The organism is Mycobacterium gordonae (assembly GCF_002101675.1).
GTDB classification, from domain to species: domain Bacteria; phylum Actinomycetota; class Actinomycetes; order Mycobacteriales; family Mycobacteriaceae; genus Mycobacterium; species Mycobacterium gordonae.
The window spans coordinates 1-10,089 of record NZ_LQOY01000076.1; the positions used below are offsets into that span (position 1 = coordinate 1).

Here is a 10,089-nt window from a genome sequence, read left to right on the forward strand (position 1 = left end):
ACACAATCACGGCAGCATGTGGCGTCGGCACAACCCAGTCTAACAACTAGATTGCAACTAATGACTCAGGACACTAGTTGCAATTGCGGGGTCGGAAATTTTCGTGTGCGTCTTGCGCAAGACGACGGTGTCGCTCACCAACGCAATTCACACCACGGGTGCGGTCGTCGGGAAGTCCGCCGCTCGGTGCGCGATCGTGGGCGTGCCATTAGGACTCGAATCCGCACGAGAACGAACGCGGCGGGGCCACCAGAACCAGCGGCCCAGTAGTGTCGCGGCGGCCGGCATCATAAACGACCGCACGATCAGGGTGTCGAACAATAGTCCGATCATGATCGTGGTGCCGATCTGGCCCACGACGCGCAGGTCGCTGGTTCCCATCGTGCCCATGGTGAACGCGAATACCAGGCCGGCGGTGGTGACGACCGCGCCGGTGCTCCCCATTGAGCGGATCATCCCGGTCTTGAGTCCGGCACTGGTTTCTTCGCGGAACCGCGCGGCCAGCAGCAGGTTGTAGTCCGATCCGACGGCCAGCAGGACGATGATGGCCATCGCGAGCACCAGCCAGTGCAGCGGCATATGCAGCATGTGCTGCCAGATCAGCACCGACAAGCCGAATGACGAGCCCAACGAGATGGTGACCGTTCCCACGATGACCGCAGAGGCGACCACACTTCCGGTGATGGCCAGCATGATCATGAAGATCAGGCACAGCGAAGCCACCGCGGCGATCATCAGGTCGTATATGGAACCGTCGTGCATGTCTTTATAGTTCGCCGCTGTCCCGGTCAGGTAGATATTCGCCGCCGCCAACGGAGTGCCCTTGACCGCCTCGTCGGCGGCTTGTTTGATGCTGTCGATGTGCGAGATCCCCTCGGCTGTTGCCGGATCGCCCTTGTGGGTAATGAAAAACCGTGCCGAGCTGCCATCGGGCGACAAGAACATGCTCAGGCCGCGCTTGAAGTCCGGGTTGTCGAAGGCTTCCGGCGGAAGGTAGAAGAAGTCGTCGTTCTTCGCGCCGTCGAAGGCTTGTCCCATCACGGTCGTGTTACGGGTCAACGCGTCCATCTGGGTGATCAACCCGGAGAAGGTGCTGGTCGCCGTTTGAGCGAGATCCTTGACCATCTGCATTGCCGCGATCAGCGGGGGCATCTGCGCCAGCATCTGCGGCATGATCTTGTCGAGTTGATCGGTGCTGCGTGCGAGGTTGCCGACATTCTCGCTGAGTCGGTCGACGCCGTCGATTCCCTCGAACAGCGACCGCAGCGACCAGCAAAGCGGAATGTCGAAACAGTGCCGCTCCCAATAGAAGTAGCTTCGAATGGGCCGCCATACGTCTTCGAAATCGGCGAGGTGATCTCGCAACTCGCCGGTGGTGTCCCGCATCTGCTGGGTGTCGCCGGCCACGCCGTGCGTCACGCTGGTGAGCTGTCGCGTCAGGTCTTCCATGTGCTGCGAGATGTCGATCATGCGTTGCAACTCGTTGGTCATCCTCGACATGTCGGCGACGCGTGCGCGAAGCGTCTTGAGGTTCTCGATCGCGACCGCGCTTTGCGCGCTGATCTGGAACGGGATCGAAGCGTGGTCGATCGGGGAGCCCAGCGGCCTGGTAATACCTTGCACCCGTGCGATACCGGGGGTATGGAAGACGCTGCGGGCTATCCGGTCCAGGACGAGCATGTCCGTCGGGTTGCGCAGGTCGTGATCGGCCTCGATCATCAGCAGCTCGGGCGCCATGCGGGCCTGGGGGAAGTGCCGGTCCGACGCCTGGAAACCAATGTTCGAGGGGGTATCGGCCGGCAGGTAGTAGCGCTCGTTGTAGCCGGTCTGATAGCTCGGCAGGGCGATCAATCCGATCAGCGATACCAGGATCGACGCAACGAGAACCGGGCCGGGCCACCGGACGACAATCGTGCCGATTCGTCGCCAACGGCGGGTGCTCACTGTGCGTTTAGGGTCGAATACTCCGAATCGGCTGGTGACGCCAATGACGGCCGGTGCCAGGGTCAACGAGGCCACGGTCACCACCAGGACCGCGAGAGAACACGGCCAACCGAGAGTGTTGAACACGGGAAGACGGGTGAAACTCAGGCAGTACATCGCTCCCGCGACGGTCAGCCCGGAGGCGAGGATCACGTGGGCCGTTCCGTGAAACATGGCGTCGTAGGCGGCTTCTCGATCTAGGCCGGCCGCGCGAGCCTCCTGGTAGCGGCCGATCAGGAAGATGGAGTAGTCCGTCGACGCTGCTATCGCCAGTGCCACAAGCACATTCACAGAGAACGTGGAGAGGGCGATGACGTTGTTGTTGGCCAGCGTGGCGACGACGCCTTCGGCGGTGAGCAATTCGACGCCCACCGTCAGCAGCACGAGCAGCACGGTGCTCAGCGAACGATACGTGATGAGCAGCAGGATCGCGATCACGACAACAGTGATCACAGTGATCTTTTCCAGGCTGCGATCGCCGTAGGTATGGGTATCACCATTGAGCGGACCCGGACCCGTCACGTAGGCCTTGATCCCGGGCGGCGCTGGCACGCTGTCCACGATGCGCTCGACGGCGGCAACGGATTCGTGGGCTGCCGCGCTGCCTCCATCGCCGGTCAAGTACAGCTGGACGTAGGCGGCTTTGCCGTCGGTGCTCTGCGATCCCGCCGCGGTCAGGCTGTCACCCCAGAAGTTCTCGACATGCTCGACGTGAGCTCTGTCTTCGGACAGTTTGGCGATCAGCGTGTCGTAAAACCGATGCGCGCTGTCGCCCAGCTTGTCTCGGCCTTCGAGCAACACCATTGCCGTGGTGTCGTAATTGAATTGCTGAAAATCCTTGCCGATGCGCTTCATCGCGATCAAGGACGGCGCATCGTGGGCGCTGAACGAGACTGCATGAGTTCCGGCGACTTTGGACAGCGGCGGCGTCACCGTATTCATGAGGGCGCACAACGCCAGCCAGAACAGGATGATCGGCAGCGCCAGCCACCGGATTATTCGGCTGGCGACCACCCGCCCGCCGTCAGGTTCGCCTCTCATGCGGACTTCACCAGGCAGCTCGTCGCGGCGTTGTGCGATTCCACCGTAAGTTCGTCACGCACAACGCCGTTGACGGTGATACGGCACCCAAGCCGTTCACTGTCGCCCTGCGCCACCACATTGGCTACAACCGCGCTGAGCGTAGTCTCGATCCGCACCGACCACGGTATAGCCACGTTATCAACCTCCTGCGGTTGGGCATCGGCATCGAGATAGTGGATGGTCGCCGTCGCTCCAGTCGGACCGAAGATCTCGTAGACAACACGCTTGGGATTGAACGCAACGATCGCGTCAGCGTTGCTTCCGCTCGAAACATGTTGATCTGAACCGAAAACTTCGCGCAGCCGCGATACGGTGAAGGACCCGACTGCTACGACAACAGCCATCACGATAGGGATCCAGATGCGTTTGACGAGACCCGTCATGTAACAAGGGCTTTCCGGCCACCAACCGAGATCTTGCGGCGACAAAACGCGACCAATGATTCCTTCATGATCTGAGTTGATCCGCGGTAAAGAGTTGGTACACGGGAATCAATGAACGCGCGGGAGACCCGCGATTCACGCATGTATTCGTAACCGAAGAACAGCTGTAGGCAAGCATGGACTTCATGTACCTCGTGGAGAACCTAACGCAAGAGGGCTTGTCAATTGCAGCGGTGACCGCCGCGGTTATGGAACCCGTGCTCAACGACACGATCGCCTATACTACTGACCGGGAAACGTTTCGGAATACCCACCACGCATATTCAGCACGCCCGTCTCTCCTCGCCGATCTCGCGAACCGAGGCGACTGCGGTCCGACATCATGGTTGACCAGTTCACTCGTTTGCACCTTGCAGAACAATTGTCACGTGCAAGCCGGCGATGGCGAAGTGGTATCGCACCGAAACGCAGGTGCATCTCATGGACCGCATCCTGGCCAAGATCGTTAGCAGCTGGATACCTGCACGTCGACAAAATACTGCTCGGGGTTCTCCTGCCCGTCTTAGCACCACTTTCTTGAGATTTCATCCGGGGGGTGAAGACCCCCATCACATGCCGTGACGCGAGTGCCATATGCATCCTGATTTCCGAGGAGCCGCACCGAGCGGTAACGCAATCGAGTGGCGAGTACTGAACAGACGATGCAGGTGACCAGCAAGAGATCCCGTGACGGCGCCACGAGTGGTCTCAGCTGGGCGCTCCCCAGTGGCCTGCGACCTGAAGGCGCCGAACTGGTCCCGGCACGACGCCGGGTCGATCAGCTCCGGTCAATGGCTAACCACCTCGGTTCTACCTTCGTCACTCCCCGAGCCGAGCCGGCGCGAGGACGTCATGCGCCTGACCACGGTTGCTGCGAAATAGCCCCGCCAGGCGCACTGTTGGCGATGTCGAGGTACCAGGCCTGTACTTGCCGGCGGCTCACTGTATCGTCGCCTTGGTCGAGGTTGTACTCATCAATGTGCTCGCTGACGTTTCGCGGCCTGAGCAGCGAAGGGGCGTCGATGTCGACGCTCCGCAACCGCGTGGTGACCACTGAACCCGGGCATGCGTCGAGACATCCGCTCGATGCATCGGCGAAGGTGTACCGCCGCTACCAAGAAGCAATGAAGCTCGACTTCAAGGACCTGAATTTCAATGTCGGCATGCTGCCTGCGGAGCGTCGGTAGATGCGTCCTGATTGGAGTGGCACTGCATTGATCCAGTTGGTCGCCCTCGGTGCGCAGCCGCTGGACAACTACACCCTCAGCAGCGCCGCAGCCATGGCGTAGGGTTGCCCTCATTCTGTCGCCGCAGTGTGATCCATGGCTTGTGTTCCCGCCGGGAGGAAGTGGTGACGTGGGCCGCTAGCCGCGTGCGGCAAAGCGACGAGATGTGTGCCCGAAACCGCGGGATTCGGTTGTTGGAGGTGGCGTCCTATCAGGTTGACGAGCGTAGCTGCGACCGCCGCGAGATCGGCTGCCGACCCATGGAATGTGGGGACCGAGCAGCCCCTAGTTGGTATGAGTTCATCGTCATCGCCGGGTTCCTGCCACAGCGTGTGGTAGAGCTCAAGTCTACTGTCGCCCTGGATTATTCGGCCAGCGTCTTGATCGATGTCAGATACTGTCGCTCCTCCTTTTGGGGCGCACAGCACCGCCAGGCCGAGCGTGCCGGAGCGAGCATCAGTGGAGACCTGAGCGATCAACGCTCTCCGATCGGTCGCAGTACTTAATGCATCCGCGGCGAGTATGGCGTCGGCTACGCCAACTGAGAAAGTCCTGAAAGTGGTTCAGGGTCGCTTACGAGCCAGGAATGCGGCTTCATCAGAGGGTAGTTTAGCGACTTGCGACAACAGTCGGGTCATCCCGGCCGCACAGGCGGGGTGGGGGCGGGTGCCTGCGGCGGCGATGGTGTCCCACACGCGGGCCAGTGGCCAGTCGTGGATGGGGTACCAGTCATCGACGCGGCGGCGTCCGTTGCTGGCTGAGTGGTTGTGGGCGTAGGGGATTCGGCGACTGCGGGCGGGGCTTTCTTCGGCGCGCAGTCCCATGACGTTGAGCAGGTTTACGGGGCGGTCGAGTGCCTGGCCGCTCTCGCGCAGCTCAGCGCTCAGCCGTGTCATCAGGGTGCGGATGGGGCCGCGTTTGTGGTCGCTGGTGCACCAGCGCCGTGCCGCGTCGGGCCACTTGCCGCGTTGGGCGACCCGTTCGAGGATCGTTTCGGTCTTGCCGGCGCGTGAGCGCCCTACCAGCTCGAAGCGCAGCCCGTAGTGGGCGGCGTGTTCGGCGGCCAGCTGGGGCACCCCGTCCCATTCGGCGTCGCCGAGGTCGGCGTGCACCACCACGATGCGGTCGCTGACACCGGCGGCGCGTGCGGCCGTGGCCACGACGTGCAGGCTGGCTTGCGAGTCTTTCCCGGCGCTGGAATTGACCAGGATCCGGTCGTAGTCGGCCAGTTCGGGCGTGCTCGCCGCTGTCGCCGTCTGGGGCGCGGGTAGCGGGCATCCGGCGGTGTTCCAGTCCAGCGGGAGCTGGGCGTGGTTGGCGGTGATTGTCATCGGTTCCCTTCTCGTTTAAGTGTTGTCTATAGTCTACATCATAAGGTAGACTATAGACAACACTTTCGAGCAAGGGGATGTACGATGATGGCAAGCGCGCCAACGGTTTCGAGATTGACCGGGCTCGACACCACGGCACCGATTCCGCGTGTGTGCGCCTCGTTCGGGATGGGTCTGGACTCCACGGCCATGCTGCTGCGCTGGCTCACCGACGCCAGCTCACGCGACTTCGAGCTTGCCGACCTGGTGGTGCTCACGGCCATGACCGGCCATGAGTTCGCGGCCACCACCGACGCGGTCTCGCGGCTGGTGTTGCCGCTGCTGGCGCGCCACCGGGTGCGCTTCATCCAGGTGGCACGCTGCGCCCGCACCACCACACGCGTCGGCGACGGCGTCGTAATCCTCGACGATTCCTCGAGCGCGGCAACGCTGTTCGCCCACGGCGACTACACACTGGGCCAGGAGATGCTGGCGGCGGGCACGGTGCCTCAGCGCGGCGGGATCAGGGCCTGCTCGATGCACGCCAAAGGCGACTGCCTGGATCCGGTGATCGCGCGCATCACCGCCGGACACCCCTACCGGCACGCGATCGGCTTCGAGGCAAATGAATCCGGGCGCGCCGCCAAAGACCGCACCTACAACACCGCCACCCGCACCGGCTGGTATCCGCTGCTGGAGTGGGGCTGGACCCGCGCCGATTGCCAGCGTTTCGTCCTGGACATCCTGGGCGAAGCGATCCCCAAATCAGCATGCGGATTCTGCCCGTTCTCGATGGCCACGGCCACCGGCCGATCCCAGCAAGTGCAGCGCTACCGCGCCGAACCCGAGCGCGGCGCCGAGGCGTTGTTCCTGGAATTTGTTGCCCGCAGCCTCAATCCGGCCCAAACGCTGATCGAGAACAGCAGCGCCGCCGAGCTTGTCGCCCAGGCCGGACTTGACGAGGTGATGGCGCGCTTCACCTTCCGCTTGGAGCACTCGCCGTGGGCGCTCTACGAGGTGCGCCGGCTGGCCCGGCCCGGCCGCGAGGGCCGCCGTGGCATCACCGCCCGCTCGGTGCGCATCATCGCCACCGGTACCCGCAGCCACATGGCCGACCAGCTCAGCGCCCAACCCGGGCAGCGGGTCTGCGGCGCCGATGACGTGGTGCGCCATGTGGTGCGCGAACGCGCGCACGACGGGGTGGACCACCTGTTCGTGGCCGCCCCGGCGGGCCCGCAGAACAAGCAGCGCCCCGGTTTTGAGCAGTGGTGGCAGGAGGCGACCGGCGATGGCCTGTTCTGAGCACGGCGCCACCACGTCGCTTGTAGACTATCGGCCACAATCAACTGCTGGCCGAACACAACAAAGGGCGACCTGGGTGGACACCGACACTGCGGGCGACGACGCAGCGATCCAACAACAGATTGGGGCCGCGATCCGCGAGCGCCGCATCACCGCAGGCTTGACCCAAGCCACCCTGGCCGAACGCGCCGGCATCCACCGCACCTACCTCAACCAGGTCGAACACGGCCATAAAGCAGCCACCACCGTCGTGCTGGTCCACCTGGCCCGCGCCCTGAACACCAGCGCCGCCACGCTGCTGCGAGGCATCGCGTGACATCATCGAAACTATGTTCGAACACTGGGACGATTCCGCTGAGTTCCCGACCCTTGTTCGCGTCGACCGCCAGGTCCGCCTCGATGTGGCACGGGTCTTCCCGGCCTCCGGTATCCGCAAAGACGAACTTCCCCTCTGGGTGAAAGCGGGCGGCGTGGTGCTGGAGCCGGTCATGCTGGCACGCCAAGTGGCCTGGCTGCGCCGTTCCGAGGGCTCCTGGCTGGCCTGCGTCCAGATGCCCGCACGCAGCGCCAACCGGCGATCCCAGCTCACGATGAACCTGTGGTTGCCACCGCATGCGCTCTCCGTCGTCGAGTAAGGCCTTTCGGCGCGGCCACCGCATGCAGGACAATGGCGTCAATGTTTCAAAGCCTGCACGCCCTCGGCGATCTCGTGCGCCATCAACGCAAAGACATCAACGCCAAACTGGGCCACCGCTCGACCGGCGTCGCGGCCTGCGCACTTCTCGATGAGCTCGCCGCACTGATCGCCACCATCACCGACAAGGTGCCCGCTGACGCCCGGCCCACGCGCAGCGCAATCATGGACTACGGCGATCGCGCCATCGCCATCATGCAATCGACGCAGCGCACCATGGATGAACTCGCCAAACTCCTCGACGAAGGCGGTGCCGCGGTCTATCAGCAGCGCCAACCCCAGACACGGCTCATCGCCCGTATCGAATCCGAAAGCTATGCAGTCGACAGCACCGACTTCACCACCGTCACCGACGCCAAATCCTATGCAGTATTGAAAAACTCCGATGCTCCGGCACTGCACGTGCAGATCGAGGCCGATCGAATCGCACGTGAGGAACAAGCACGCATCTATCAACAGCGTCTGCAACGCATGGAGACCGCGATTGAGAACACTGAAACCGAGTACGCTCAGCGGATCCGGCAACTCGCCGTGAGGTTCGAGTAGAACGCGCGGACTGGCTGTGCTACCGGTAACCCGCGGTGTCGAGTTCGGCGGGCATCGGTGTGGCCACCAGGCGATCGAGTAGTTCGTCGAGCTGTTCGGGGTCGACGTCGTCACCGGGTTGCTGCGCGGTGGTGGTGATGATGGCGGTGCACTGGCCATCGATGTGCAGGGTGTAGCGGCAGGCGCCGGCGATCTTGAGGTGGGCATGGCGGGCGCGAACGGCGGCGAGCGCGGCCGCGCGCGCCTGGGCCGTGGTCGTGGCGGTGCCGGTGCAGATCTGCACGTCCCCGGGATGGCTGCTGGTGAGGCTCCAGGTCGTCATGCGCGGGATTCCTTTCGGTTTGGGGGACACCGGAGGTGTCGTTGCATCCAGTGTCGGCGTTAGGCGGGCACGCGGGCGCGGGCCGCACCCTCCGTTGTGGATAAGTGCGGCCCGCGGTGGGTGGCTTGTGGATTACTCCGGCGTGGGTCGGTAATCGTCGAGGGTGGGGTCTGCGCTGAAGCGCGGTCCATCGGTGAACACGTGCACTGCGGTCGAGTGCGCGCGCCGCAGCAGCTCCACGGCACTGTGGTAGCCGTCCTGGTCGAGGATCTGCCAGGTGCAGGGGCCGCAGTGAATGTCGATCCAGTTCAGCTGGCGGCGCCGATCGCGCGCTAACTCGTCGCGGGCCACCACGGCGTAGCTGGCGCGCCGGGTCCAGTCCAGAGCGATGGTCTGGGCCGCAAAGGGTTCCAGGGCTGGTGTCGGCGGCGGCGGGATGCGGCGCAGCAGTGGTGCGAGCAGTGGGCGGGCGGCCGCGAACGCTTCGAGCACACTTTGCGCTGCCTGCGCCGACCAGAACGTCATCAGAATGCCGCCCCACGTCATCGTCATGCGCGCCGTGGGGGTGCAGGCGTGAAAGACGGTCAGATCACCCTCTTGGGTGCCCTGGATGCGGACCAGGCTGTGGGTGATGACGGCGGCAGGGGTGGACTGCGCCGGGTTGATGGCGGGCTTGCTGGACATACTGCGTACTCCTCCTCAGTAGTGACGACTATAGTAGTCAGTCTACCAGCGGCACCGATCTTTAGCAACGGTAATGAGGACGAGTTCCACCCTCACGATGTCACGAAAACCCACTGACCCATTGATGTTTCGCGCTACGGGCGGCGCACGTGTCGGGTTCTCAGCAATCGATGACAGACGCCGGGCGGCGTGCACAGGATCGGTGGGGCGGCGCGGGTTGCACGCCGCCCCACCCGACGCCCGTTCCGGCCGACTGTGGGTGGTCAGCCGCCCTTCGGCGCCGTGGTCTTGGCGGCGGCGATCCTGTCATAGACGGTGTCTTCCTTGGCTTGGCCGGTGATGATTTTTTCGATTTCGGACAGCTCGTAGCCGTTGTCGGCCAGGAACCGCAGGTAGTCCTTGCTGTAGTTGGTGTAGCGGCGCCGCCAGGCGTCTTTGGGGGTTTCGGCTTATGTATGACTGAACACTGTTCGTGCCCAAGAAGAAGTGGTGGGACACCATGCGTAAGCGACGGGCG

The 10,089-nt window shown here is 63.5% G+C and carries 10 protein-coding genes and 1 pseudogene; 5 read left to right on the forward strand and 6 right to left on the reverse strand.

Annotated features, from left to right (window positions below):
- Positions 1-147: 147 nt before the first annotated feature.
- The 3 genes and pseudogenes from AWC08_RS12120 to AWC08_RS39400 form a co-directional block, all read right to left on the reverse strand.
- Positions 148-3,024 (reverse strand): MMPL/RND family transporter, encoded by a 2,877-nt coding sequence (locus AWC08_RS12120; protein WP_085087823.1) that lies wholly within the window; start codon positions 3,022-3,024, stop codon positions 148-150.
- Complete coding sequence (locus AWC08_RS12125; protein WP_085087826.1) at positions 3,021-3,449, reverse strand: MmpS family transport accessory protein; 429 nt, start codon at positions 3,447-3,449, stop codon at positions 3,021-3,023. The genes AWC08_RS12120 and AWC08_RS12125 overlap by 4 nt, the downstream gene beginning before the upstream one ends.
- Positions 3,446-3,619: pseudogene (locus AWC08_RS39400) on the reverse strand (hypothetical protein); the annotation flags it as partial. The pseudogene AWC08_RS39400 and the gene AWC08_RS12125, both read right to left, overlap by 4 nt.
- Positions 3,620-4,465: 846 nt before the next feature.
- Here AWC08_RS39400 and AWC08_RS37355 point away from each other — a divergent pair.
- Positions 4,466-4,675 (forward strand): hypothetical protein, encoded by a 210-nt coding sequence (locus tag AWC08_RS37355; RefSeq protein ID WP_159459988.1) that lies wholly within the window; start codon positions 4,466-4,468, stop codon positions 4,673-4,675.
- A 602-nt stretch (positions 4,676-5,277) separates the two neighbouring features.
- Here AWC08_RS37355 and AWC08_RS12140 read toward each other — a convergent pair.
- A complete protein-coding gene (locus AWC08_RS12140) occupies positions 5,278-6,045 on the reverse strand; it encodes a phosphoadenosine phosphosulfate reductase domain-containing protein (protein WP_085087829.1) in 768 nt (255 codons plus the stop codon).
- A 114-nt stretch (positions 6,046-6,159) separates the two neighbouring features.
- On the opposite strand from AWC08_RS12140, the gene AWC08_RS12145 reads away from it, so the two are divergent.
- The 4 genes from AWC08_RS12145 (at position 6,160) to AWC08_RS12160 (ending at position 8,566) form a co-directional block, all read left to right on the forward strand.
- Entirely contained in the window at positions 6,160-7,326 is a 1,167-nt protein-coding gene (locus AWC08_RS12145) for a hypothetical protein (RefSeq protein WP_244906497.1), read from the forward strand.
- Between the two features lie 76 nt (positions 7,327-7,402).
- Positions 7,403-7,642 carry a helix-turn-helix domain-containing protein gene (locus AWC08_RS12150; RefSeq protein WP_244906498.1) on the forward strand — a complete coding sequence of 80 codons (240 nt, stop codon included), beginning with the start codon at positions 7,403-7,405 and terminating at the stop codon, positions 7,640-7,642.
- Positions 7,643-7,655: 13 nt separating this feature from the next.
- Positions 7,656-7,961 carry a hypothetical protein gene (locus tag AWC08_RS12155; protein ID WP_085087837.1) on the forward strand — a complete coding sequence of 102 codons (306 nt, stop codon included), beginning with the start codon at positions 7,656-7,658 and terminating at the stop codon, positions 7,959-7,961.
- 41 nt (positions 7,962-8,002) lie between these two features.
- Entirely contained in the window at positions 8,003-8,566 is a 564-nt protein-coding gene (locus AWC08_RS12160; RefSeq protein WP_085087840.1) for a hypothetical protein, read from the forward strand.
- 19 nt (positions 8,567-8,585) lie between these two features.
- On the opposite strand, the gene AWC08_RS12165 is transcribed toward AWC08_RS12160, so the two are convergent.
- Both AWC08_RS12165 and AWC08_RS12170 read right to left on the reverse strand, forming a co-directional pair.
- Positions 8,586-8,888, reverse strand: a complete 303-nt coding sequence (locus tag AWC08_RS12165) for a hypothetical protein (RefSeq protein WP_085087842.1) — start codon at positions 8,886-8,888, stop codon at positions 8,586-8,588.
- A gap of 132 nt (positions 8,889-9,020) precedes the next feature.
- On the reverse strand, positions 9,021-9,572 hold the full coding sequence (locus AWC08_RS12170) for a hypothetical protein (RefSeq protein ID WP_085087845.1): 552 nt from the start codon (positions 9,570-9,572) through the stop codon (positions 9,021-9,023).
- Positions 9,573-10,089 lie beyond the last annotated feature (517 nt).